The sequence below is a fragment of the uncultured Sphingomonas sp. genome, assembly GCF_913062585.1.
Classification (GTDB): Bacteria; Pseudomonadota; Alphaproteobacteria; order Sphingomonadales; family Sphingomonadaceae; genus Sphingomonas.
Genome location: NZ_CAJXWX010000006.1, coordinates 60,745 through 85,990 on the forward strand (window position 1 = coordinate 60,745; position 25,246 = coordinate 85,990).

21 protein-coding genes, 1 tRNA gene and 2 pseudogenes are annotated in these 25,246 nt (G+C 66.6%); 12 read left to right on the plus strand and 12 right to left on the minus strand.

Annotation, left to right across the window (positions count from 1 at the left end):
• Positions 1-65 precede the first annotated feature (65 nt).
• Together QZ546_RS06250 and pdhA are read right to left on the minus strand one after the other, a co-directional pair.
• Positions 66-1,496, minus strand: coding sequence for a pyruvate dehydrogenase complex E1 component subunit beta (locus tag QZ546_RS06250; RefSeq protein ID WP_294235725.1), 1,431 nt, complete (start codon positions 1,494-1,496; stop codon positions 66-68).
• A gap of 1 nt (position 1,497) precedes the next feature.
• Positions 1,498-2,541: a pyruvate dehydrogenase (acetyl-transferring) E1 component subunit alpha gene (gene pdhA, locus QZ546_RS06255; protein ID WP_294235726.1), complete on the minus strand. Its 1,044-nt coding sequence runs from the start codon at positions 2,539-2,541 to the stop codon at positions 1,498-1,500.
• Between the two features lie 204 nt (positions 2,542-2,745).
• Here pdhA and QZ546_RS06260 point away from each other — a divergent pair.
• From QZ546_RS06260 to QZ546_RS06270, 3 genes and pseudogenes are all read left to right on the plus strand, one after another.
• Positions 2,746-4,025, plus strand: a pseudogene (locus QZ546_RS06260) (MFS transporter).
• Complete coding sequence (cysK, locus tag QZ546_RS06265; protein ID WP_294235727.1) at positions 4,022-4,942, plus strand: cysteine synthase A; 921 nt, start codon at positions 4,022-4,024, stop codon at positions 4,940-4,942. Before QZ546_RS06260 ends, cysK begins: the two are co-directional and overlap by 4 nt.
• A 5-nt stretch (positions 4,943-4,947) precedes the next feature.
• Positions 4,948-6,216 (plus strand): cell wall hydrolase, encoded by a 1,269-nt coding sequence (locus QZ546_RS06270; RefSeq protein ID WP_294235728.1) that lies wholly within the window; start codon positions 4,948-4,950, stop codon positions 6,214-6,216.
• 146 nt (positions 6,217-6,362) lie between these two features.
• On the opposite strand, the gene QZ546_RS06275 is transcribed toward QZ546_RS06270, so the two are convergent.
• The 4 genes from QZ546_RS06275 to QZ546_RS06290 all read right to left on the minus strand — a co-directional run bounded on the left by QZ546_RS06275 (position 6,363) and on the right by QZ546_RS06290 (position 8,120).
• Complete coding sequence (locus QZ546_RS06275; RefSeq protein ID WP_294235729.1) at positions 6,363-6,773, minus strand: MerR family DNA-binding transcriptional regulator; 411 nt, start codon at positions 6,771-6,773, stop codon at positions 6,363-6,365.
• A gap of 33 nt (positions 6,774-6,806) precedes the next feature.
• Positions 6,807-7,301: a hypothetical protein gene (locus QZ546_RS06280; protein ID WP_294235730.1), complete on the minus strand. Its 495-nt coding sequence runs from the start codon at positions 7,299-7,301 to the stop codon at positions 6,807-6,809.
• An 11-nt stretch (positions 7,302-7,312) separates the two neighbouring features.
• Entirely contained in the window at positions 7,313-7,675 is a 363-nt protein-coding gene (gene hisI / locus QZ546_RS06285) for a phosphoribosyl-AMP cyclohydrolase (protein WP_294235731.1), read from the minus strand.
• A 193-nt stretch (positions 7,676-7,868) separates the two neighbouring features.
• Positions 7,869-8,120, minus strand: coding sequence for a Rho termination factor N-terminal domain-containing protein (locus tag QZ546_RS06290; protein WP_294235732.1), 252 nt, complete (start codon positions 8,118-8,120; stop codon positions 7,869-7,871).
• Between the two features lie 144 nt (positions 8,121-8,264).
• Here QZ546_RS06290 and purF point away from each other — a divergent pair, with 144 nt between their 5' ends.
• Together purF and QZ546_RS06300 are read left to right on the plus strand one after the other, a co-directional pair.
• Positions 8,265-9,716, plus strand: a complete 1,452-nt coding sequence (purF, locus tag QZ546_RS06295; protein ID WP_294235733.1) for an amidophosphoribosyltransferase — start codon at positions 8,265-8,267, stop codon at positions 9,714-9,716.
• Complete coding sequence (locus QZ546_RS06300) at positions 9,716-10,426, plus strand: SDR family NAD(P)-dependent oxidoreductase (protein WP_294235734.1); 711 nt, start codon at positions 9,716-9,718, stop codon at positions 10,424-10,426. The genes purF and QZ546_RS06300 overlap by 1 nt, the downstream gene beginning before the upstream one ends.
• A gap of 122 nt (positions 10,427-10,548) precedes the next feature.
• On the opposite strand, the gene QZ546_RS06305 is transcribed toward QZ546_RS06300, so the two are convergent.
• Genes QZ546_RS06305 through QZ546_RS06320 form a run of 4 tightly spaced genes read right to left on the minus strand, consistent with a single transcriptional unit; the run spans position 10,549 to position 14,409 of the window.
• Positions 10,549-11,523: an AAA family ATPase gene (locus QZ546_RS06305; RefSeq protein WP_294235735.1), complete on the minus strand. Its 975-nt coding sequence runs from the start codon at positions 11,521-11,523 to the stop codon at positions 10,549-10,551.
• Positions 11,524-11,530: 7 nt separating this feature from the next.
• On the minus strand, positions 11,531-12,703 hold the full coding sequence (locus QZ546_RS06310; protein ID WP_294235736.1) for a D-alanyl-D-alanine carboxypeptidase family protein: 1,173 nt from the start codon (positions 12,701-12,703) through the stop codon (positions 11,531-11,533).
• 31 nt (positions 12,704-12,734) lie between these two features.
• Complete coding sequence (locus QZ546_RS06315; protein ID WP_294235737.1) at positions 12,735-13,409, minus strand: septal ring lytic transglycosylase RlpA family protein; 675 nt, start codon at positions 13,407-13,409, stop codon at positions 12,735-12,737.
• Entirely contained in the window at positions 13,393-14,409 is a 1,017-nt protein-coding gene (locus QZ546_RS06320; protein WP_294235738.1) for a lytic transglycosylase domain-containing protein, read from the minus strand. Before QZ546_RS06320 ends, QZ546_RS06315 begins: the two co-directional genes overlap by 17 nt.
• 177 nt (positions 14,410-14,586) lie before the next feature.
• Here QZ546_RS06320 and QZ546_RS06325 point away from each other — a divergent pair.
• The 4 genes and pseudogenes from QZ546_RS06325 (at position 14,587) to QZ546_RS06340 (ending at position 18,290) form a co-directional block, all read left to right on the plus strand.
• Positions 14,587-14,676 (plus strand) — tRNA-Ser (locus tag QZ546_RS06325).
• 126 nt (positions 14,677-14,802) lie between these two features.
• Positions 14,803-15,801 carry an SDR family oxidoreductase gene (locus QZ546_RS06330; RefSeq protein WP_294235739.1) on the plus strand — a complete coding sequence of 333 codons (999 nt, stop codon included), beginning with the start codon at positions 14,803-14,805 and terminating at the stop codon, positions 15,799-15,801.
• 51 nt (positions 15,802-15,852) lie between these two features.
• On the plus strand, positions 15,853-17,664 hold the full coding sequence (locus tag QZ546_RS06335; protein ID WP_294235740.1) for a DUF885 family protein: 1,812 nt from the start codon (positions 15,853-15,855) through the stop codon (positions 17,662-17,664).
• Positions 17,665-17,699: 35 nt separating this feature from the next.
• Positions 17,700-18,290 (plus strand): annotated as a pseudogene (locus tag QZ546_RS06340) (NADPH-dependent FMN reductase).
• Here QZ546_RS06340 and QZ546_RS06345 read toward each other — a convergent pair.
• Positions 18,199-20,421 (minus strand): EAL domain-containing protein, encoded by a 2,223-nt coding sequence (locus QZ546_RS06345; protein ID WP_294235741.1) that lies wholly within the window; start codon positions 20,419-20,421, stop codon positions 18,199-18,201. The pseudogene QZ546_RS06340 and the gene QZ546_RS06345 sit on opposite strands and share 92 nt — an antisense overlap.
• Positions 20,422-20,527: 106 nt before the next feature.
• Here QZ546_RS06345 and QZ546_RS06350 point away from each other — a divergent pair, with 106 nt between their 5' ends.
• The 3 genes from QZ546_RS06350 (at position 20,528) to QZ546_RS06360 (ending at position 24,830) form a co-directional block, all read left to right on the plus strand.
• On the plus strand, positions 20,528-21,580 hold the full coding sequence (locus QZ546_RS06350; protein ID WP_294235742.1) for a hypothetical protein: 1,053 nt from the start codon (positions 20,528-20,530) through the stop codon (positions 21,578-21,580).
• Between the two features lie 73 nt (positions 21,581-21,653).
• Positions 21,654-23,939 (plus strand): TonB-dependent receptor, encoded by a 2,286-nt coding sequence (locus QZ546_RS06355; RefSeq protein WP_294235743.1) that lies wholly within the window; start codon positions 21,654-21,656, stop codon positions 23,937-23,939.
• 108 nt (positions 23,940-24,047) lie between these two features.
• Positions 24,048-24,830: a TIM barrel protein gene (locus QZ546_RS06360; protein WP_294235744.1), complete on the plus strand. Its 783-nt coding sequence runs from the start codon at positions 24,048-24,050 to the stop codon at positions 24,828-24,830.
• A 47-nt stretch (positions 24,831-24,877) separates the two neighbouring features.
• Here the strand turns inward: QZ546_RS06360 and QZ546_RS06365 are convergent, their stop codons facing one another.
• The gene (locus tag QZ546_RS06365) at positions 24,878-25,168 is read right to left on the minus strand and encodes a hypothetical protein (protein WP_294235745.1); all 291 of its coding nucleotides are present in this window, start codon (positions 25,166-25,168) and stop codon (positions 24,878-24,880) included.
• Positions 25,169-25,246: the final 78 nt, after the last annotated feature.

Below are 25,246 nucleotides of genomic sequence, written 5' to 3' on the forward strand. Positions count from 1 at the left end.
CCTCACGAAAAAGGGCCTCCCGGTTTCCCGGAAGGCCCCCATCAAATCATAACGCAACCCGCCGCTTAGCCGCGATAGGTCACCTTCTTAACCGCCGCGACGACCTTGTTCGCGTCGACCAGCGCCAGCTTTTCGAGGTTGGCGGCATAAGGCAGCGGCACGTCCTCGTTGGTCACGCGCAGCACCGGCGCGTCGAGGTCGTCGAACCCTTCTTCCATCACGACGGCGGTGATTTCCGAGGCGATCGAGCATGTCGGCCAGCCTTCCTCGACCACGACCAGGCGATTGGTCTTGGCGAGCGACTTCAGCACGGTCTTGGTGTCGAGCGGACGCAGGGTGCGCAGGTCGATGACCTCCGCATCGATGCCCTCGGCGGCCAGCTTCTCGGCGGCTTCGAGCGCGACGCCCACGCCGATCGAGTAGGAGACGAGCGTCACGTCCTTGCCCTCGCGCATGATCCGCGCCTTGCCGATCGGCAGGACGAAATCATCGAGCTTGGGCACGTCGAACGAACGACCGTACATCAGCTCGTTCTCGAGGAACACGACCGGGTCTTCCGAACGGATCGCCGCCTTTAGCAGGCCCTTCGCATCGGCCGCGTCATAGGGCGCGATCACGATCAGGCCGGGGACGCTCGCATACCAAGGGCCATAGTTCTGCGAGTGCTGCGCGCCGACACGGCTGGCGGCACCATTGGGACCACGGAACACGATCGGGCAGCGCATCTGGCCACCGGACATATAGTTGGTCTTGGCGGCCGAGTTGATGATGTGGTCGATCGCCTGCATGGCGAAGTTGAACGTCATGAACTCGATGACCGGACGCAGGCCCCCCATGGCGGCACCGGTGCCGACACCGGCAAAGCCATATTCGGTGATCGGCGTGTCGATGACGCGACGATCGCCGAACTCGTCCAGCAGACCCTGCGTCACCTTGTACGCGCCCTGATACTGGGCGACTTCCTCGCCCATCACGAAGACGCGGTCGTCGGCGCGCATTTCCTCGGCCATCGCGTCGCGCAGCGCTTCGCGGACGGTGAGCTTGACCATCTCGGTGCCTTCCGGGATTTCTGGCGAGGCAGGCGCCTCCTGCTCGGCGGCAGCGACCAGCTTCTGCGTGCCGCTTTCCTGCTCGGCGGCAGCAGCACCTTCCGGCATCGGCGGGGCGCTCTGGTCGGTCGCCTCGTTCTTCGGCGCGGCGTTGGCGGCCTCGCCCGAACGGCTGCCCGAAGCAGCGGCGGAGGCAACGTCCTCGCCCTCTTCGGCCAGCAGCGCGATGGCGGTGCCGACCTTCACATTGTCGGTGCCCTCGGCGACGATGATCTTGGCGATCACGCCCTCATCGACGGCTTCGAATTCCATCGTCGCCTTGTCGGTCTCGATCTCGGCCATGATGTCGCCGGACTTGACCGTATCGCCTTCCTTCACCAGCCACTTGGCGAGCGTGCCCTCTTCCATCGTCGGGGAAAGGGCCGGCATCTTGATTTCGATCGCCATCTTAGTAACGCTCCACCAGCACTTCAGTGTAGAGTTCAGCCACATCGGGCTCGGGGGTCTGTTCGGCGAAATCGGCCGCTTCATTGACCTGCTTGCGGATGTCCTGCTCCAGAACCTTCAGATCGGCCTCGGTCACGCCCTGCGCTTCGAGCAGCTTCTTGACGTGATCGATCGGGTCGGACTTGTCGCGCACGCCCTGCACTTCCTCGCGGCTGCGATACTTGGCGGGGTCGGACATGGAGTGACCGCGATAGCGATAGGTCTTCATCTCGAGGATGACCGGACCCTTGCCCGCGCGGACCCAGGCCAGCGCCTCTTCGGCTGCGCCACGGCACGCCAGCACGTCCATACCGTCGACCTGGATGCCGGGGATGCGGAAGCTCTCGCCGCGGCGATACAGCTGATCCTCGGACGAGGCACGGTTGACCGCGGTGCCCATGGCGTACTGGTTGTTCTCGATCACGAAGATGATCGGGAGCTTCCACAGCTCGGCCATGTTGAAGCTCTCGTACACCTGGCCCTGATTGGCCGCACCATCGCCGAAATAGGCGAGGCAGACGCCGCCGTCATTGCTGTACTTGTGCCCGAACGCCAGGCCTGTGCCCAGCGACACCTGCGCGCCCACGATGCCGTGGCCGCCATAGAATTTATGCTCGGTCGAGAACATGTGCATCGACCCGCCCTTGCCCTTGGAGATGCCGGCGGCACGCCCCGTAAGCTCGGCCATGATGACCTTGGGGTCGATGCCGTACGCCAGCATATGGCCATGGTCGCGATAGCCGGTGATGACCGAGTCCTTGTCACCGTCGAGCGCCGACTGCAGACCCACCGCCACGGCCTCCTGGCCGATATAGAGGTGGCAGAAACCGCCGATCAGGCCCAGGCCATAAAGCTGACCCGCCTTTTCTTCGAAGCGGCGGATCAGGAGCATCTGCTTGTAGAAATCCAGCAGCTGTTCCTTGGTCGCTTGGAACGGCTGCGGTTCGGCGGGACGCTCCCGATTGGGAATGGGGGGCTCGCTGGTACGGCTTGGAGCTTTTGCCACAGTCGGGAACACCTTTGTTTCCGTTAGGGAAGGATGGACGCCTATTGGCGCGCTTTGTCATGAAACTCAATTCCCCCATTGCAATTACTGCAATGCAGCATTTTTGGGTTGCGAAATTCCCAGTTCGACAGGGGAAATTTGCGGGGAACAAGCTTTGCCTTGGTTGCCTTGTCGCCGAACCACGGCCTACAACGCATCCCGATCATGGATAGCCCCAAACACCCGTTCCGCATCGCCAATTTCCGCAGCTACTGGCTGTCGCGCCTGTCCGGCACGATCGCACAGACCGCATTGGCGATCGTCATCGGTTGGCAGGTCTATAGCCTCGCCCGCCAGACGATGGACATCCGCCAAGCCGCGTTCCTACTCGGAATGATCGGTGCGGCGCAATTCGTGCCCCTGTTTCTGCTGACCCCCGTTACCGGCCTCGTCGCCGACGCGGTCGACCGGCGATGGATCGTGCGGACGACGACCGCGCTGCTCGTCCTCGTTGCGGCGATGCTTGGCACGCTGACCTATCTGGATATGCTGACGCTACCAGCGCTGTTTGCCGCAGCCGTGATGGTCGGCGTCGCCCGTGCGTTCTCCGGTCCCGCCTATTCGGCGCTCGCACCAAATCTGGTCCCGCGCGAGAGCCTGCCGACCGCGATTGCCGTATCCTCCACCGCGTGGCAACTGGGTGCCATTGCGGGCCCGAGCGTGGGTGGCATCCTTTACGCTATTCATCCGCACGTCGCCTATGCAACGATCACAGCGCTGTTCGGGATCGCGCTCGCGACGATCCTCACGATGCGACCGGTGCCGCAGCCGGCGGTGCAGAAGGATCGCCGCCCACTGGCACGCATCCTTGATGGCTTCCGCTACGTCCGGCAGAATCGCTTGGTTCTCGCCGCGATCACGCTCGACCTGTTCGTGGTACTGCTGGCCGGGGCGACCGCGCTGCTGCCGATCTACGCACGCGATGTCCTGCAGTCGGTGCACACGGCCTGGGCTTCCTGGCCGCCGGTATGGGAATCGGTGCCGTCACCACTTCGATCTGGTTTTCGTTCCGGCCGATGAAGAACGATGTCGGGTTGAAGATGCTGATCGCCAGCGGTGGTTTCGCCGTGGCGGTACTGGTCTTCGGGCTCTCGACTTCGTTTCCGCTGAGCTTCGCCGCGCTCGTCGTTGCAGGGGGTGTCGACATGGTGTCGGTCTATGTCCGCCAGTCTCTGATCCAACTGCACACCCCCGATGCAATGCGCGGACGGGTGAGCGCGGTGTCGCAGCTGACCATCTCCGCCTCCAACGAACTGGGTGAGTTTGAAAGCGGGCTCACGGCCTCGTTTCTCGGCCCCGTTGGCGCGGTGGTGTTCGGCGGCTGTGCGGCGATCGTCGTCACGCTGCTCTGGTCGCGGCTGTTCCCGGAACTCCGGCGCGCGCGAACCTTTGACCCTCCTGAGATCCTAGAAACCGAACCAACCCACGGAGAAGCCAAGCCATGAAGGCCAACACCATCCTGGAAACGATCGGCAACACGCCGCATGTGAAGATCCAGCGGCTGTTCCCCGGATCGGAGGTCTGGATCAAGTCCGAGCGCTCCAACCCCGGCGGGTCGATCAAGGACCGAATCGCGCTCGCCATGATCGAGGCGGCCGAGGCCAGCGGCGAGTTGAAGCCGGGCGGCACCATCGTCGAGCCGACCAGCGGCAATACCGGCGTCGGCCTGGCGATGGTCGCGGCGGTCAAGGGGTACAAGCTGATCCTGGTGATGCCCGAATCCATGTCGATCGAGCGCCGCCGGTTGATGCTGGCCTACGGCGCGACCTTCGACCTGACGCCGCGCGAAAAGGGCATGAAGGGCGCGATCGAGCGCGCGCTGGAGATCGTGCGCGAGACGCCGGGCGCCTGGATGCCGCAGCAGTTCGAGAATCCGGCGAATATCGACGTGCATGTCCGCACGACCGCGCAGGAAATCCTGAACGACTTCCGCGATTCGCCGATCGACGTCATCATCACCGGCGTCGGCACCGGCGGCCATATCACCGGCGTCGCCGAGACGTTGAAGAAGGAATGGCCGCAGCTGAAGGTCTATGCGGTCGAGCCGGCCGCCTCGCCGGTCATCCAGGGCGGCCAGCCGGGTCCGCACCCGATCCAGGGCATCGGCGCGGGCTTCATCCCCGCCAATCTCCACACCCAGGCGATCGACGGGGTGATCGAGGTCGACGCCAATGTCGCCAAGGACATGGCGCGGCGCTCCGCTCGCGAAGAGGGGCTGCTGGTCGGCATCTCGTCGGGCGCAACGCTGGCGGCGATCCTGCAGAAGCTGCCCGACCTGCCCGAGGGCGTCCGCGTGCTCGGCTTCAACTATGACACGGGCGAGCGTTACCTGTCGGTCCCGGATTTCCTGCCCGAACAGTGAGCGACGTGTCCCGGCCGCGCGGCGGCATCCGCGCGGCGCTGTTCGTCATCGCCGGTACGGCCAGCGTCGTACCGGCACTGCTCGTGGCGAACGCCCCCGCCATTCCCAAGGCCCACCGCGCCGCGATCAAACGGCTCCGACAGGCCCCGCGCGTCGTGCCACCCGCCGAACTGCCTCCGGTCGAACCCGTGTCCTTCATCGACATGACCCCGGACGAGGCACGGGCGTATAACGAAGGCGTCCCCTTCTCCACCGATCCCAATCCGGCGGCCCTCCCCTTCGTCTATCGCGCGTCGGCCGAGGACAAGGCGCGCGCGCTCGACTGTCTGGCCGCGGGGGTGCTGTACGAAGCGGGTGACGATGCCAAGGGCGAGCAGGCGGTCGCCCAGGTCGTGCTCAACCGCCTGCGCCATCCCGCCTTTCCCAAGACGGTGTGCGGCGTGGTCTTCGAGGGGCAGGAGCGATCGACGGGGTGCCAGTTCACCTTCAGCTGCGACGGCGCACTGACCAAATGGCAGCCGCCCGAGGCCGCCTGGGCCCGTGCGCGGGAAATCGCCGCCATGGCGCTGAACGGCAAGGTCTTCCGGGCCGTGGGCCATGCGACCCATTATCACACCGACTGGGTCGTCCCCTATTGGCAGGCGAGCCTGGACAAGGTCGCGCGGGTCGGCAGCCATTTGTTCTTCCGCTGGTCCGGGTGGTGGGGCACGCCGCCCGCGTTCAACCGGCATCTGGTTCCAGGCGAGCCGGTGATCGCCCAGCTGGCGCCCTTCTCGCCCGCGCATAGTGCCGGGACGAACGCCACCGATCAGGCGGGGGCAGCGCTGGCGGAGGCGGGCGTGGCGACCGGCGCCGCTGCGCCTTTGGCGAGCGATCCCGACATGTTCCTGGTCGCCCTGCCCGCAGGGCTGACGCCGGAGGGCTTTCCTGCCTATGCGCTGACCCTGTGCGGCGAGCGCAAGCATTGCACCGTCATGATGTGGCGAGAAGCACCGGTGCCGCAAACGGTGCCGCTTACCCAGGTTCAGATGGAGACGATGGCCTTCAGCTATCTGCGCGATATGGGCGCGGGGCTTGAGCGCACGCTGTGGAACTGCAAATTCTATCCGGCCAGCCCAAGTGGGCGATGCATGAAGCGCCAGACGCTGACCATCGTCCCTCCCCAGCCCGGACTGAGCGCCGCGCCGCAGCCAACCGCGACGCCCACGCCCGGTGAACTGGGTGGCGTGCGGCGGGCCAGCGCCGTGCCGGACACGAAACCTGCGGGCGAGTGATCTACGTTTTTGGGACGGGTCACGCGGCGTGGCCTTCGACTTCGCTCAGGCTGAACGGGCGTTGAGACAAAGTCGGTAAAGAGCTGAGCGCATAGCCACGCCTCCGTTCAGCCTGAGCGAAGTCGAAGGCCACGCGACAACACCGGTCAATCCCGGTGCGTCTCCACCAGCGCCACAAAATCGGTCAACTCCGCGATCGCGGCATCTATATCCCGCTTCTGGGCGTGGAGCGCGTCGATCTTCGCCTGACACCGGGCTAGCGTCACTTCGCGCTGCTGACGGCGGCCATCGCCCAGATCGTAAAGGTCGATCATCTCACGGATATCGGCCAGGCTGAACCCGACCCGCTTGCCCCGCAGGATCCAGGCGAGACGCGCCCGGTCCCGCTGCGAATAGATGCGCTGCGTCCCCCGCCGCTCGGGCGAGATCAGCCCTTCATCCTCATAGAAGCGCAGCGCCCGCGCGGTGACGCCAAACTCGGCGCACAGCTCGGTGATCGAATAATCGTCGCGATCGGCGCGGGGCAGCGGTTCGGCGGAGGCGGCGACCTTGGTCATGGCGGCCTAAATTAGATGCCGTTTACGTGAACGTCAATCGACGCAAAGCGCCTTGCCGCCGGGACTGCGCAACGTCCGCGCCTCCGCCACCGACGCGCTGACCCGCTCGACGATCAGCGCCGACAGCGTGGCGCGGCCGGTACACAGGCTGTTGCACGCCGTGGGCAGCCCGGCCGGGAACTGGATGCTGTCGCCATCGAATCGCGCGGTGAAGCGACACTGGCCGAGCGTGACCTTCAACGCCGGTCCGGTCCGTTCCAACGTGCCGGAGGCGACGCAGCCCTGCCCCTCGCCATAATCCAGGACGACCCCGATACGCCGCACCGAATCGCTCTTGTCATCGGAGCGTGGCAGGATGCACATCCGGTCGGTATCGCGCGACCAGACACCGTCGAGCGGGACGACGGCCGGATCGGCCACGAGCCCGGCCGCGATGCTCGCGGTCTCCAGACGCTCGCCTGCCGAATTGTCGACATTATCGCCGCCCGGTCCGCATCCGACCAGCATGAACGCGACGGCGAGCGTCAACGCCCGTCTTGTCACGCGACCGGCGCCAGCCCGTCGCCTTCGATCCGGCGAAAGAAGCAGCTGCGTGCGCCGGTATGACAGGCGGGCCCGGCGGCTTCGCAGATCAACCACAGCGCATCTTGGTCGCAGTCGATCCGCATTTCGATCACGCGCAGGACATTGCCCGAGCTTTCGCCCTTTTTCCAAAGCCGTCCCCGGCTTCGCGACCAAAAATGCGCTTCGCCGGTGGTCCGGGTGGCTGCCAGCGCCTCGGCATTCATATGCGCGACCATCAGCAACTCGCCGCTCGCGCGGTCCGTCGCGATCGCGGTCAGCAGTCCGTTGGCATCATATTTCGGGTCGAGCGTCAGCCCGGTGTCGCGGTGATCGGCCATGGGTAGCGGTTAAAGCGGAATGCGGCCAAAGTCATCCGTTACGAACGGGGCTTACCCCTCCACCACCGCATCGCACCGATCCCCCTCCCCATCAAAGATGGGAAGGACTTGGCCTTTTCCTCACCAAGCTCACCTGGGGAGGCGACCATCGCGCCAGCGATGGTGGAGGGGCATTTCCTTCCATCAGGCACGATCAGCCATGGCCACGAATCGCCTCGATCAACTCCGCCTTGCTCATCTTGGACCGCCCCTCGATCCCGATCTTGCGGGCTTCCTTCATCAGGTCGTCCTTGGTCCGGTCTTCCAGATGGGTCGAGCGATGCTCCAGCGTGCCCTTGGCTTTCGCATTGGCGATGCGGGCGGCCTTCTCCTTGGACTGGCCCTGCTTGCGCAACTCCTCGTACAGCCCATCGTCCTTGATCTGGGACCCGTGATCGCGTGCCATGTGGCATCTCCTGCTTTCGGACCCGAAACGCCACCCCGGCGAAAATGATCCGGCGCATGATGACAAACAGGCGACAAACGCAGATCACATTCCTATATGCGCCCCGTCTGCCCCTTAGTTGCGAACGTTGCGAGCGCCTCTCCCATGCTGACCACCAACCCCTTTGACGACGACAAACTCCGCGAGGAATGCGGCATTTTCGGCGTGTCCGGCGCCGATGGCGCGGCCGCGCTGACCGCGCTCGGCCTCCACGCGCTCCAGCATCGCGGGCAGGAAGCGGCGGGGATCACCAGCTTCGACGGCGCCCTGTTCCACACCCACCGCGCCATGGGCCATGTCGCGGGCAATTTCGATCGCGACGACGTGATCCGTGGCCTGCCGGGCGATGTCGCCTGCGGCCATGTCCGTTATTCGACCACCGGCGAGACCGCGCTGCGCAACGTCCAGCCGCTTTATGCCGACCTGTCGACCGGCGGCTTCGCCATCGCGCATAACGGCAATATCTCGAACGCGATGAAGCTGCGTCGCGAACTCGTCCGTCGCGGTTCGATCTTCCAGTCGACCAGCGATACCGAGACGATCATCCACTTGGTCGCGACGTCCAATTACCGCACCCTGCTCGACCGTTTCATCGACGCGCTGAAGCAGGTCGAGGGCGCCTATTCGCTGATCGTGATGACGCCCGAGGGCATGATCGCCTGCCGCGATCCGCTGGGCATCCGGCCGCTGGTCATGGGCCGCCTGGACGGCGCGGTGATCTTCGCCTCGGAGACGGTGGCGCTCGACGTGTGCGGCGCGACCTTCGAACGCGCGGTCGAACCCGGCGAGCTGGTCATCGTGCAGGGCACCGAGATTCGCTCGATCCACCCGTTCCAGGCCGTCGATGCCCGCCCGTGCATCTTCGAATGGGTGTATTTCAGCCGCCCCGATTCGATCGCGGGTGACCAGTCGGTCTATTCGGTCCGCAAGGAAATCGGCGCGCAGCTGGCCTATGAAGCGCCGGTCGACGCCGATCTGGTCATCCCTGTTCCCGATTCGGGCGTCCCCGCCGCGATCGGCTATGCGCAGGCGTCGGGCATTCCGTTCGAGCTGGGCATCATCCGCTCGCATTATGTCGGCCGCACCTTCATCCAGCCGGGCGACAAGGTCCGCCATCTGGGCGTCAAGCTGAAGCACAATGCCAATCGCGCGCTGATCCAGGGCAAGAAGATCGTCCTGATCGACGACTCGATCGTGCGCGGCACCACCAGCCTCAAGATCGTGCAGATGATGCGCGAGGCTGGGGCGGCGGAAGTCCATATGCGCATCGCATCGCCGCCGACGCGCCACTCCTGCTTCTACGGCGTCGACACACCCGAGCGTGCCAAGCTGCTCGCGGCCAAGCTGGACCTGGGCGGGATGACCGATTTCATCCATGCCGACAGCCTGTCCTTCGTGTCGATCGAGGGGCTGTACAAGGCGCTGAACGCGGCGCGCGGCGACAAGCCCAGCTATTGCGACGCCTGCTTCACCGGCGACTATCCGACGACACTGACCGACCATGACGAGACCGCGTCGGTCGACCAGTTCGCGATGCTGGCCGAGCGGGTCGCCTGATGGCGGGTGCGCTCGACGGCAAGCTGGCACTCGTCACCGGGGCGAGCCGAGGCATCGGCGCGGCGACCGCCATCGCACTGGCGGCGCAAGGTGCGCATGTCGTCCTGACCGCGCGGACACCCAAGGGGCTGGAAGAGGTCGAGGAGACCATCTTCAACGCAGGCGGCTCGGCCACCATCGCGCCGCTCGACCTGGCCGAGAACGAGTCGATCGGTCGTCTGGCATCGGCGATCGGCGAGCGTTGGCAGGCGCTGGACGTGATGGTCCTGAACGCCGCGATGCTGGGGTCGCTGGCCGCCGTGCCAGCGATCGACGCCAAGGAGTTTGCGCGCGTCCTGACCCTGAACGTCAGTGCACAGGCCGCGCTCATTTCTGCCTTCGACCCGATGTTGCGGCGGTCGCCGGGCGCGCGGGTGATCGGCGTGACGTCGTCGGTCGGCCGCAAGCCACGGGCTTATTGGGGGGCTTACGGCGCCTCCAAGGCGGCGTTCGAGACGCTGCTCGGGGCATATGGCGACGAGACCGCGGACATCAGCGCGATCCGCACCGCGATCGTCGATCCCGGCGCGACGCGGACGCAGATGCGGGCCAAGGCCTATCCGGGGGAAGACCCCGCTTCGGTGAAGGCGCCGGAAGCCGTGGCGGAACGGATCACCACGCTGGCGATCGAAGGTTTTGCGCCGGGGCATTTCGAGCGGGTCGGGCTGTAAGGCCCATTTGGCGGGCGGTGGGGCATGGGCTTCGACTTCGCTCAGCCTGAACGGGGTTTGGGGGCAAGGGCTTTTCCCACCAGCCGTTCAGGCTGAGCGAAGTCGAAGCCCAAGGGAATCACTCACCGCAACGTCGCGATGATCCCCGCCATCTCGAACACCGTCCCCTGCGCATCGAGCGATAGCCCGCGCGCCGCCCCCGCCAGATCCTGCGCGGCGGCATAGGCGTCCAGCGCCACCTTCAACCCCGGCCCCGACCGTCCACGCGCCCGCCCCGCGATAAACGCAGGCACCCGGTCGAGAAAAGCCTCGTACCGCGCCTGCGACGCTTTGCCCGCCAGCGCCTTGGCCAGCTTCACCCGCTCCGCATTGCCCGGATCGCCCGTCTCCGCGATCCGCGCGATCGCGCTATCGAGCCCTGCGATATTGAGCCCGGCAAAGCGCAGCGCCCGCCCCGGCGCACCGTCCGCCACCGCGACCAGCGAGGCGATCTCGTCCTCCTCCGCTTCGGGCAATTGCTGGCGCAGCACCCGCGCGACGTCGCCATCCGACAGCCGCTCGAACCGTAGCAACCGACAGCGCGACCGGATCGTCGGCAGCAACCGCCCGGGCGCATGGCTGACCAGCAGGAACACCGTGCCCGCGGGCGGTTCTTCCAGATTTTTCAGGAGCGCATTCGCCCCGCCCCGCTCCAAATCGTCGATCGCGTCGATCAGCACGACGCGCGCCGGCCCCATGGCGGGCGCGGTCGCGAACATGGGTTGCAGGGTGCGGACCTGCGCGATGGTGATCGAGCGCGCCAGATCTTGGTCGGGCTTTTCCGCATCCTTGGGCAGGCGGGCCATCACCCGGAAATCGGGATGCGATCCCGCCGCCATCAGCCTGGCGGTCGGGTGATCCTCCGGCACCGCCAGCCCGGGCGGCAGCCCCCCCGCCCCACTCGCCCGTGCCAGCAGCCGGGTGGCCGCCGCGCGCGCGAAACGCGCCTTGCCCACGCCCTCCGGCCCGGCAATCAACCAGGCGTGATGCAGCTTGGCACCGCCCAGCGCGGCGGCAAAGGCGGCCTGGGCCGCGTCATTGCCGACCGGCAGGTTCATGGCGCGATCAGCCGAAGAGCGAGGTCAGTCCGGCCCAGGCGCGGCCGAAGAAGCCCGCCTCGCTCACATCCTTGTCCGCTACCAGCGGCAGGCGCTGTGCGGGCATGTCGGGCGAGCTGACGACCAGGTCGGCAATGTGCTGGCCCGCCTTGATCGGCGCCTTGATCGGGCCCTGATAGACGACCTTGGCGCTGATCGCGGGATCGAGCCCGGCGGGCAGCGTGACGGTCAGCTGGCGCGGCGCGATCAGGCCGACCTTGGTCGAGGATCCCATCTGGACCTCGGCATCGGCGACCTTCTTGCCCTGCGCCACCACCGGCTTGGCCTGCCATGCGCGGAAGCCCCAGTTCATGAACTTGACCGATTCCTCGGCCCGCGCGCCGAAGCTGTTCAGCCCGGCCATGACCATGACCAGACGGCGGCCATTCTGCTCGGCCGAGCCGGTGAAGCCATAACCCGCTTCCTCGGTGTGACCGGTCTTCAGGCCATCGGCCCCCGCGACCCGACCCAGCAGCGGGTCGCGGTTCGCCTGGGTGATGGCGTTGCCGCCCATCGTCTTGCCCCATGAGAAATCGCGGCGGGAATAGAACTGCTTGTAAAGCTGCGGGAAGTCCTCGATCGTGTGCTGCGCCAGATCGGCCAGATCACGCGCCGTCACATAGGTCACGCCGCCATCGGGCCAGCCGTTTGCGGTACCGAAATGGCTGTTCTTCAGCCCGATCTGTTGGGCGGTGCGGTTCATCCGCTCGACGAAATTCTGCTCGGTGCCCGCGATATGCTCGGCCAGCACGACACAGGCGTCGTTACCCGACAGGGTGACGATACCGTATAGCAGGTTGGCGACGCTGACCTGCTCGTTCGGCGACAGGAACATGGTCGAGCCCGCCTGCGGCCCGTGCCACTTCTTCCACGTCTCCGGCTGCACCGTGACCATGTCGGTCAGCTTCAGCTGGCCCTTCTTGACCAGGTCGAAGGCGACATAAACCGTCATCATCTTGGCCATCGACGCCGGGGGCATCCGGCGGTCGGCGTCCCGCTGGAACAGGATCGCGCCGGAGGACAGGTCCTTCATGAAGGCGACCGGCGCGGGCGTATCGAACTGCGGCGCAGCGGCGACCGAGGGGTGGGCGAGCGCGACCAGGGCGAGCGGAGCGGCAAAAGATGCGTACAGGGTCTTCATGGATGTTCCGTGACCAAAGGGAGCCGAGAGGTCAATCCTGATGCAGGATGCGGGCGTCGTCATAGCCCGCCTGAGCCGCCGCGTCACGCAGGGCTTTGGCGGATTCGGCATTCATTCCCGTCCTCTCCACCCGCCAGAGGCGACCGGCGGCAACGATCCGGGCGTCGAAGCGGCGGGCCAGCGCCTGGGCGCGCGGGCGGCTGGAGAAGCTGGCAAGCTGGACACGGTAATGCGCCTGCGGGTCGAGCACGATCGGCTTGGCGATCGGGGCCACCGCCGTCGCGCCAGCCAGGATCAGGCCGGGGCGGTCTGCGCCGGGGCTCAGCGCGCGCAGCCGGATATGGGCCACCGCGCGCCGGTTGGTGCCGAGCAGCCGCGCCGCGCCCAGCGACAGGTCCGCCACCCGGTCGGCACGCCCCGGCCCCCGGTCGCCGACTCGTGCGATGATCGTGCGGCCGGTATCGACATCGGTCACCTCGACCATGGATTCCAGCGGCAGGGTACGATGCGCGATCATCACATCGTCCGGGTCGAAGCGTTTGCCGGTAGCGGTACGGCGACCGGCCAACTCGTGGCCATACCAGCTCGCCCGACCTGTCGCGTCATAATGGCCGTAGCGCGCGGGCGGCGCCGCGTCGGTCGCTGCCGCCACGGGCGTCGCCGCCAATGCGGCAAGCAGCGCGACCAGCTCAGCCCGCAATCGCATCGGCCAGCAATCCCACCGACAGAGCGTAGAAGTTCGAGCAATTATAATCCAGGATGACGCGGTAATTGCCGGTCAGCAGATAGGCGGTCGCGCCCGGCCCGTCCGGCTCCATCAGCGTGGCCAACACCCGGTCGTCGGGCCAGGCCGTGCCCTGCGGCACGATGCCCAGCGCGCGCCACTCGGCCATGGTCCGCCAGCCGCTATGCCGCTCGAACACGCGCGGGCAGCGAGGGCTGACCAGCCGGTTGCGCACCATCGACTGGTCGAACCCGGCGGGCACCGTCACCGCAAAGCCCCAGGGCTGGCCCGGCCGCCACCCGGCATTGGCGAAGTAATTGCCGATCGAGGCCAGGGTATCGGCCTCGCTATTCCAGATGTCCGCCCGCCCGTCACCATCGCCGTCACGGGCAAGGCGCAGATAGATGGAGGGCAGGAATTGCGGATTGCCGGTCGCCCCGGCCCAACTGCCCTTCAGCTGCTCGCGGGTGACGCCGCGGTCCATCATCTTGAGCGCGGCGATGAACTCCCCCTCGAACAAGGGCCGCCGCCGCCCCTCATAGGCCAGGCTGGCGAGCGAGCGGAGCAGGTCGAAATTGCCGGTGTACGAACCATAGTTGGTTTCATGCCCCCAAATGGCGACCATGATGGACTCCGGCACGCCCGTCTCGCGCTCGATCCGGGTCAGGCGCGGGCGCTGCGCCAGATATTTGCTGCGCCCCCGCCCGATCCGCGCGGCATCGACATGCGCGGCCTTATAGGGGGCGAAGGGGCTGAAGCCGCTATTGGCAGGCCCGCCCGGCTGGCGGCGATCCAGCTCGATCACCCGCGCGTTGAGCGTCAGCGTCGGCAGCACCGCGTCCAGCGTCGAACGGCTCACGCCCTGCGCCAGCGCAGTCCCGCGCACCTGCTGCAGATAGCTTTGGAAACCGGCCTCGTCCTGCGCCTGGGCCGGAACGCTGCCGACCAGCAAAGCCAGGCTCGAAATAATGCCGAGGCGCATGACGCGCCGGGTAATTGTCCCCCACATGACGCCCTGTGTGCCATAGCCGCGCCCGCCCCGGAACCTCGCACCACCGCAACACAGGCACGACCAGCCGCGCAAACGAAGCGGCGCGGGCCCCGCAAATCCATGTGGATTCCGTCACGCCCTTGGCGTACAGGCGCTGTCCGCCGATCCGGAAGAGTGGCCGAGCGGTTTAAGGCACCGGTCTTGAAAACCGGCGATGGTGCAAGCCATCCGTGGGTTCGAATCCCACCTCTTCCGCCATGTCGCCCCCACCCCAGCGCCGGCGAACAGCGAAAAGCCGCCACCGGGCGGATCGTCTTTGCCACTCCGTGGTTTGGTCAGGATATTCCCAACGTCATCCGTTGGTTAGCATCGAAGGACCGGATCATGAGCGACGTCGACACCTCCCGCCGCAGCGTGCTGGGCGGCGCGGCTCTCGGGATCGCGGCGGCGGCGGCGCCCGGGGCGGCGCTGAGCCAAGCGGCCACCGCTCCGACGCCGGTGCCCAGCCTGCGGGATCCGCGCGACGCCTATACCCGCACGCCCTTTCCCGAACAGCGGCAACCCTGGCCCGCACTCGCCAGCAAGATGACGCCGCGCCCCGATCATGGCGAGACGAGCTATCGCGGTTCGGGCAAGCTGACCGGGCGCCGGGCGCTGCTCACCGGCGGGGACAGCGGCATCGGCCGGGCCGCCGCCATCGCCTTTGCGCGCGAGGGGGCGGATGTCGCGATCAACTATTATCCCAGCGAAGAGCCCGACGCGCGCGAGGTCGCCGACCTGATCCGTCAGGCGGGGCGCAAGGCGGTGCTGCTCCCCGCCGACATCCGCACGCAAAAGGCCTGCGAGGATGTGGTGCGCAAGGCGATCGCGCAGATGGGCGGGCTGGACCTGCTGGTCAACAACGCCGCCTATCAACAGTCCAAGGCGGACATCATGGAGATCAGCGACGAACAGTTCGTCCGCACCTATGAAACCAACGTCTTCCATGTGTTCCGCTTTTCCAAGGCCGCGATCCCGTCGATGCCGCCCGGGTCGGTCATCATCAACACCATCTCGCAGAACAGCTATGATCCGGGGGAAGACCTGATCGACTATGCCTCGACCAAGGCCGCGATCCAGAACCTGACGCGCGGCATGGCCAAGCAGCTCGCCAAGAAGGGTATTCGGGTAAATGCGGTGTCGCCCGGCCCGATCTGGACTCCGCTTCAGGTCGCGGGTGGCCAATTGCCTGGCAAGCTGCACGAGTTCGGACAGGACACCTCGCTCGGCCGGGCAGGCCAGCCCGCCGAACTCGCCTCGCTCTACGTCGCGCTCGCCTCGGGCGAGGCCACCTTCTCGACCGGCACCGCCGTCGGCGCGCATGGTGGCAAGGGCTTTCCATAAAGGCCCGACGGGGCATTTGACGCGCGGCGGGCGGACGGTCATCTATCGGGCATGACGCATTTCTTTTCCCGCCGCGACACCCTGGTCGCCGCCACCGCGCTGACCACGACCACCGCACTTCACGCCGCCGTACCGCCCACCGATGCGGGCGCAATGCTCGACCGGATCGCCTGGGGATTGTTGCCGCTGGTACCGGAGCGGGCCACGACGCTGGGCGTGGACGAAGGGACCCATGCCGATCTGCGGCGGCGGCTGGAGGATCGCTCGCCTGCGGGCGTGGCGGCACGGCAGGCTTTCCTGACCCGGTCGCTGAAGGAACTGGCCGGTCTGCCGCGCGGCGGGCTCGATCCCTCTACCGCGACCAGCGTCGCCGTGGTCGAAACCGCCTTTCGCACGGCATTGGACGGCATGGCGCTGCCCTACGGCGTGGCGACGATCGGCGACTGGCGCAATACGCCTTACGGCGTCATCCAGAATGTCGGGGCGTGGCTGGACGTGCCGCAGACGCTGGACGGCGACCAGCCGGTCCGCAACGCGACCGATGCCGAGGCCTATCTCGCGCGCCTAGCCGCGATGCCCGAGCAGCTGGATGGCGAGACGGTGCGGATCCGCGAAGCCCGTCAACTGGGCCTGGTGCCGCCCTCCTTCCTGCTCGACAAGACGATCACCGGAATGACGCGCACCATCGCCGAGGCCGCCAAGCCCGACGGCCCGCTGGTCGGTCCGCTCGCCCGCAAGACCAAGGCGATCCCCGGCGACTGGGCGAACCGCGCGCAGCGGATCGCAAGCTCGGCCATCGTGCCCGCGCTCGAACGCCAGCTGGTCGAGCTGCGCGCCCAGCGGGCGGTGGCGAGCGATGCAGCGGGCCTCGGCGCCCGCCCCCACGGTCCCGAATGGTATGGCTGGGGCCTGCGCGCGGGCACGACCACGCGCCGCAGCCCGACCGAGCTGCACCAGATGGGCCGTGCGCGCCTGGCCGACCTTCAGGCGCAGATGGACGTCATCCTGCGCAAGGCCGGGCTGACCGAGGGCAGCGTCGCCGAGCGCGCCATCGCCTATCAGCGTCGCCCCGGCATCGGCTTTCCCGACAATGACGAAGGCCGCCGCGAGATCTTCGCCTATATGCAGGCGAAGATCGACGCGATCCGTCCGCGCCTGCCCCAGGCGTTCCGCCACCTGGCGCGCGGCCATCTTGAGATCCGGCGCATGCCGCTGGCCCAGGAAGCCGGCGCGCCCGCCGCTTATGGCGGTCCGGGCACGATCGACGGGCGCGAGCCCGGCAAGATATGGGTCAATCTGGGCGACCCGACGATCCATAACCGCGTCACCATCCCCGATCTGGTCTATCATGAGGGGATCCCGGGCCATGTCTGGCAGGGCGAATATGCGCAGAAGCTGCCGCTGATCCGCTCGATCCTGGCGTTCAACGCCTATTCGGAGGGCTGGGCGCTCTATGCCGAGCAGCTGGCCGACGAGCTGGGCATGTATGCCGACGATCCGGCCGGGCGGCTGGGCTATCTGATGGGGCTGGCGTGGCGCGCGGTGCGGCTGATCGTCGACACCGGTATCCATGCGATCGGCTGGTCGCGCGACCGGGCGCTGAGCGAGTTCATCGCGGCCACCGGCCTGCCGCGCAGCAATGCGGTGAGCGAGGTGGACCGCTATTGTTCCTGGCCCGGCCAGGCCTGTGGTTACGAGGTCGGTCGCGCCGAGATTGTGGCGCAGCGCACCCGCGCCCAGGCGGCGCTCGGTGCCCGCTACGACCTGCGCGATTTCGATCAAGCCGTGGTCGATGGCGGCAATGTGCCGCTCACCGTCCTGGCCGACAATGTGTCGCGCTATATCGCGACGACCCGCGCCTGAGGCGAGAGCCTAGAGGCGAAAACCGGAGTGGCGTGATGGCCGACAGGATATTGATCTTCTACGGCTCCTACCGGTCCGACCGGCAGGGGATCAGGCTGGCCGATTATCTGGTCCGCGCCTTTGGCGAACGCGGGGCGGATGCCGAGCTGATCGACGCCAAGGCGGTCGGGCTGCCGATGCTCGACCGGATGTACAAGGAATATCCGGCCGGGGAAGCGCCGCCCGCGCTGGAGGCGCTGGCGGGCAAGATCCGGGCGGCCGATGCCTTCGTCTTCGTTACCGGCGAATATAATTGGGGGCAGCAGCCGGGCCTGAAGAACCTGACCGACCATTTCCTGGAAGAGTGGTTCTAGCGCCCCGCCGCGATAGCCAGCTATTCGGCGGGACGCCTGGCGGGCGCCCATGCCAGCGTCGCCTGGCACGGCACGCTGAGCGAGATGGGCATGGTCGTCGTCTCCAGCACGCTGGCGGTCGGCGGGATCGGCCGGGCGCTGGATGCCGAGGGCAAGCCGGTCGGCGATGGCGGTGCGGCGCTTACACGCGCCTTTCCGCGTTTCGCCGACGACCTGGCATGGTGGACCGGGGCCGCACGCGAACAGCGGGCCCGTGTGGCCCCGCCATATTGACGGTCGGCCAGGCGGCACGGGCGAACAGGTCACGGATGGCGCCAGCCTCCATCGGGCGGCCGGTATGCCATCCTTGCGCCTGCGCCCAGCCATTGGCGCGCAGCCATTCCAGCTGCTCGGCGGTCTCGACCCCTTCCGCCGTGGTCGTCATGCCAAAGGCCTGCCCCATTTCCCCCGCCGCCCGCGCGATCGCCTGGGACTGGCGCGAATGGCCGAGATCGCCGACGAAGCAGCGATCGAGCTTCAGCTTGTCGAACGGGAAATGCCGCAGATAGGATAGCGAGGAATAGCCGGTCCCGAAATCGTCGAGCGCGATGCGCACGCCCAGGCCGTGGAGCGCGTGAAGCAAGGCCTGGTTACGCTCGCTGTCATGCAGCAGGACCGATTCGGTGATCTCCAGTTCCAGCCGGTTCGCGGCAAGGCCGGCCTCCGACAGCGAGGTCGCGACCCGGCCCGGCAGGCACTCGTCCCGGATCTGCACCGGCGACAGGTTGACGGCAACGGTCCGGTCGCCGGACCAGGACGCCGCTTCCCGACATGCTTCGGTCAGAACCCAGTTTCCGATCGGCACGATCAGGCCCGTTTCCTCGGCGAGCGAGATGAACTCCAGGGGCGAGACATCCCCGCGCACGGGATGGCGCCAGCGGATCAACGCCTCCGCACCCGCGAACTGCCCGGTCGCGATGTCCATGATCGGCTGATAGACGAGGCGAAGCTCGTCACGTCCCAGGGCAGCTTCCAGGTCCTGGCGGAGCGACTGGCGCGCCTGTACCCGCTCCGCCATCGGCGTGTCGAACAGACGGATCACGCCGCGTCCGGACTCCTTGGCGCGGTACAGGGCAATATCGGCCGCCTTGAAGAGATCATTGTCCGATGCGTGGTCGGGCGAGGACGCGGCGATGCCGATGCTCGCGGCCAGCTTGATCGTGACCCCGTCGACGATGAAGGACGGGTTCAGGCAGTCCATCAATGCCTTGGCCAGGGCCTCGGCGCTGCGCCCATTCGGGCTGGGGACGTGCACCACCGCGAACTCGTCGCCGCCCAGGCGCGCCAGCACGTCGCCATCGCCCAGGGCCGCGCTCAGCCTGGTCGCCACCGCGTTGAGCAGTTCGTCGCCCACCGAATGGCCGAGCGTGTCGTTGATCTCCTTGAACTGATCGAGGTCCAGGAGGAGGATATGGGTCTCCCGCTCCGCCCGCATTTCAAATGCCAGCTTCAGCGCCTCGCTGAAGACCGCCCGGTTCGCCAGGCCGGTCAGCGGGTCCTGATGCGCCAGTTCGACCAGGGCGTCGCTGGCCCGGCGCGCCTCGGTCGTGTCGTGGAAGAATATCGCAAGCCCGTCACCCATCGGGCAGGCGTTGATGTGAAGCCACATGTCGGCATGCGGCACGTAGGATTCGAACTGGACGGGCTTACCCGTGTCGATCGCCTCTCGGTAGCGCAATTCATATTCGGAACCGCGATATTCGCTATGGAGATCCCAGAAACAGTCGCCGACCGCGCCGTTACGGAACCGGTGGATGAACGCAGCACCCTGCGCGTTCATGAATGTGATGCGCCAGTCGCTGTCCAGAACGATGACCAGATCCGTGGTGCTTTCCAGCACGCTGCGGGTCAGCGCCTCGCTGGTACGGAGCGCATCCTCGGCCAATCGCCGCTCGTGGATGTCCTCCAGCGCACCGTGCCAGCACAGGACCGTCCCGTCGGGCGCCTTGCTCGCTGCGGTGCTGACATGGAACCAGCGGACGCTACCGTCCCGGGTGACCAACCGGAAATCGGCGTCGAAGGCCCCCTCGCCCACACGCGCATCGGACCAGAGGGCGCCGATCCGCTCGACATCCTCGGAATAGACCGCCGCGGCCCAGCCCTGGCCCAGGCTGTCCTGTATGCTCAACCCGGTCAGCGCCTCCCACCGGGGCTGGATCTCGATCATGTTTCCATCGCGATCGCTCATCCAGGTGATTTGACGGCCGAGTTCGCAGATGTGGCGATAGCGGACTTCCGTCTCGGACAGCCGATCCTGCAAATCGGCTACCGTCCGCTCCAGAGCGGCGATGCGCTCGGCCGCCGCGATCGCGTCTTCCAATGGCTGGACAGACTGGTGCCCGAGGAAACGATCGTAGTCAGACATACTCGTCAATGGATCCCCGCGCCCTATCCGCTCATGAATTTGCCGGATACCTAGCGCACGAGGATTAAAGATTGCGTTGACCGGGCCGGCTCGTCCCGACGCTTTGATGGACACTGGTCTTTCGGCGCGTTTTGCGGTCCATATTGGTGCCATGGTTCGCATCCTGCTCGCCCTGTCGTCGGCGCTGGCCGGCGCGCCGTCGATCGGCACGACCGCGTCACCGGCGGTCCAACTGTCTTTCCTGAATGCGCCGAGTGGGGACGAGCCGCTGACGGATGTTCCCAGGCTGGCCGTGGGTGTCGTTGGCGGTCCGCTGCGCTCGGCGGTTGTCGATACGGGCTCGACCGGCGTGTTGTTGTCGGCATCGGCGATCCCCGATCTTGATCGTCTGCCCATGCTGGGTCCAGGTGTTCTCACCTATTCCAGTTCGGGGCGGATCATGCGCGGTCGCTGGGTCATGGCCGCCCTGGTCGTACAGGGCCGATCAGGTGGTATCGTCACCCGTTCCATGCCCATCCTGGCGGTGGACGACATCGCCTGCACGCCGACCGCCCGGCGCTGCACGCCCAAGGCCCATCCGGCGCATGTCGCCATGTTCGGCATCGGCTTTGGTCGCCGCCATGACGGGCAGCCCGAGGCGACGCCCGACCGCAATCCGCTGCTCACCATCGCCGAACCCGCCGGCCTGCCCCATGGCTATACCATTACCCGGCGCGGCATAAGGCTGGGCGACGACGACAAGGGCTTCGTCCTCGTCAAGCTCGGCCGCAGCGCCGATGGCGAGGACTGGGTAGCGCCGCCCGCCTGCATCGCTGTCGATGAGCGCCCGCCCCTTTGTGGCACGGTGCTGGTCGATACGGGTATCACGGGCATGTTCCTGACGCTGCCGCCCGATCGGCTTCGCGGCGGCGACGGACGGACCCTGCCGACCGGAAGCCACATCCGGATCGACCTGACGCCGACCGGAGGCGGTCCGGCCATGCGCTTCACGGTTCGCGCCAAGGATCGGAACGACCCGGCGGCGCCGTCGACGATCACGCTGAGCGGAATCGGCAGACGCCCGCCCTTCGTCAACACCGGGGTGCATTTCCTCAATCGCTATGACTATCGCTACGACGCGGATGCCGGAACCGTGGGCTATCGGTTGGTCCAACACTAACACATATCCACGATGTGATATTGATTCGCATTACGAATCGCGATAACGCCCCGCTCGCTCTAGGGGGACAGTCATGAAGCCGACCACTTATCTGCTGTGCACCGCCGCGCTGCTCGGCGCGACGCCTGGCCATGCGCAACAGGCGCCTGCGACGGATCAGTGCCTCGTGACCGACGACATCATCGTCACCGGTGAGAAGTCGAACCGCACGCTTCAGCAAACGCCGACCAGCGTCGCGGTCACCACGCCCGAACGGATCGCACAGGAAAATATCCAGACGATCCAGGACGTCTACAACCGGACCGCCAACCTGTCGGAAACCTATGGCTCGGCAGGGTTCACCATTCGGGGGATCAACAATCAGGGGATCGCGGGCGGCGGCAACGGCGACACCGTGACCGTCTATGTCGACGGCGCCCCCATCCCCCATCAAGCGCTGTTCGGCGGCCCGACCGACCTGTGGGACATCGCCCAGGTCGAAGTGCTGCGCGGTCCCCAATCGACCATCCAGGGCCTGAACGCACTGGCCGGGGCGATCGTCATCACCACCCGTGACGCCTCGGTAACGGACTATAGCGCGGACGGCCGCGTCCTGTGGACGGACCGCAACGAACGGACCTTCTCGGTCGCGGCGGGCGGACCGCTGATCCAGGACGAGCTGGGCTTTCGTCTGTCGGCCGAACGGCGCGCCGATCGCGGGCTGATCCGCAATGTGACGCGCGGCGGATATGACGACAGCCTTCACACGCTGAACTTGCGCGGCAAGCTGCACTGGACCCCGCTGGCGCTGCCGGGCCTTGACGTACAGGCCAGCTATAACCGGGTCCGCCGCGATGGCGGCTATCTGTACGAATATACCAATCTGACGACACCCGATTTCTACGACCACCGCATCTCGACCAGCGACCAGCCCAATCGCGGCTATATCCGCTCCGACATCGCGGTCCTGAATATCGGCTATCAGATCGCGCCGCGCCTGCGCCTGTCGGGCGTCACCTCGTTCAACCGTTCGGCGACGCTGGCCCAGACCGACGCCGACGGCACCGCGGCCGATCTTCAGTTCATCAGCAACGACAGCGTCTACCGGACCTGGACGCAGGAACTGCGGCTCAACTATGACGGCGAGCGGCTGAGCGGCGTGCTCGGCGGCTGGGCGTACCGGCGTTCGGGAACGCTGAAGGCCAATAACCGGCTGAACATACCTACGCCCGTCACCACGATTACCAGCCTGCTGCAGAGCGGCGGCTTTCCGGCCACCGCCGCGAGCCAGATCGCGACCGCCTATGCCGGCGCGCTGCCGGTCATCCCGATCCGCTATCGCGCCGATCAGCCGCAACTGGTCCGCAACGCCGCGCTGTTCGGCGACGGGCGGTGGCGCGTGACCGACCGGCTGTCGCTGCTCGCGGGCTTCCGCTACGACCATGAGGACAATGTCTATGGGGCGGAGACGATCGCGACCTTCAACGGCACGCTCCCCAGCCCCACCGCCTTCGGCGCCATCGGAACGCCGCTCAACCTGGCGGTGACGGCGATCAATCGCGGCGTGTTGGGCCTTGTCGCCCAGGCCGGTTCCGCACGCGCCAGCAATTCGCGCAGCTTCGACGCCTTTCTGCCGAAGGCGGGGATCAGCATGGACTGGACGCCCAACCTGACCACGGCCTTCACCGTCCAGCGCGCCTATCGCTCGGGCGGGTCCAGCCAGAATCCGGCGCGTGCGACGCTGGTCCCCTATAATCCGGAATATAGCTGGAATTACGAAGGCTCGCTCCGTTCGCGCTGGTTCGGCGGCAAGCTGACGGTCAATGCCAATGTCTTTTACGTCGACTGGCGCGATCAGCAGACGACGGCGTTTTTCGGCCTGAATGCCTATGACTATAACACGGTCAATGCGGGCCGTTCGCACCTCTATGGCGGCGAGTTGGAGCTACAGGGCAAGATCGACCGCCATTTCGATGCCTATGGCTCGGTCGGCCATGTCCGTACCAAATTCGACGATTTCAACCTGCCCGGCGGCGCGACCAGCAATATCAACCTGGCCGGATCGGAATTCCCCTATGCCCCGCGTTGGACGCTGGCGGGCGGGATCAACGGGCGGTTCGGTGCGATCAGCGGCAATGTGAACGCCAATTATCGCAGTGCCGTCTATACCGATATCGGCACCGCCCAGGCGCGGAGCCGCTTGTCCGGTCGAACGGTCGTCAATGCCCGGCTGGCTTATGATGCGGGCCGATGGGACGTGTTCGCCTTTGCCCGCAACCTGCTGGCCGAGGATTATCTGCAATATCGGCGGCCCGACGGCATCCAGGGAATCCTGGGCGATCCGCAGACCTTCGGCGTCGGGTTCGACCTGCATCTGTAACGGCGCGCCGAACCGGCTTGCGCGGAAGGCCTGCTCGATTACGCTGGGATCATGATCAACCGGCGCCATCTCATCGGGTCTTCCCTCGCAAGCTGGGCTGCGGCCGGGATGGCCGCCCCGCCCTCTCCCGCCGGCCGGTTGAAGCAGGCGGTCAGCCGCTGGTGCTATCAGGACATACCGCTCGACGCGTTATGCGCCGCCGCCGCGAAGATGGGCCTGCAGGGAATCGACCTGTTGCAACCCGCCGAATATGAGGTTCCGCGTCGCTACGGCCTGCGCTGCACCATGGGCTATGCGGCCGACATTGTGACCATCGCCAATGGCCTGAACCAGCGGGAGAACCATGCCGCCATCGAACAGGCCTTTCGCACCGGCATCCCCCAGGCGGCGCGGGCAGGCGTGCCCAACGTCATCGCCTTTTCGGGCAATCGGCGCGGGCTGTCGGACGAGGAAGGCGCCGCCAACACCGTCCTCGGGCTGAACCGCGTGAAGCGTATCGCCGAGGATCACGGCGTCACCATCTGTGTCGAGCTGCTCAACAGCAAGCGCGATCATGCCGATTACATGGCCGACCATACCGAATGGGGCGCGCGGGTCATGCGGGAGGTGAACTCGCCGCACGTGAAGCTGCTCTACGACATCTATCACATGCAGATCATGGAGGGCGACCTGATCGCCACCATCCGCAAGAACATCGCCTGGATCGGCCATTTCCACACCGGCGGGGTGCCCGGTCGCCATAATCTGGACGACACGCAGGAGGTGAACTGGCCCGCGGTCGCCAGGAGCATCGCCGATCTGGGCTTCACCGGCTATCTCGCGCATGAATTCGTGCCCATCGGCGATCCGCTCACCGCCCTGGCCCAGGCCGTCCGGACGTGCACGGTCTAGGCTAAGCGATAACGAGGGATGCCGCCCCGTCATGGGGCGGCATCCGATCAGAAAGCCACGCTCAGCCGCCCCATCAGGCTGTGCAGCGTGGTGCGGGCACCATATTCGCCGCCATAGCGAACCTCGGCGGTCAGGCCATGGCCCGGCGTGCCCGACAGGCGCGCATCGACCGTCCCCGCTTTGCGATCAAGGAAGGAGCGGGTCACGAACGGCGTGACCTCGGGAGGAGCGCCGTCGAAGGTCGAGGTGACGCCGCCATCGCCGAAGCGGCGCATGTAACCGCCGCGCACCGAAAGCTGGTTCTGTCCAGTGGAGAGGCGAAAATAGGCGAATTGCATTCCAATCGGCCCAAACCCGCCCCTCATGATCGTCTATTGCGAATACGTATCATTATAGTATGTCACCCCGAAGCCAAG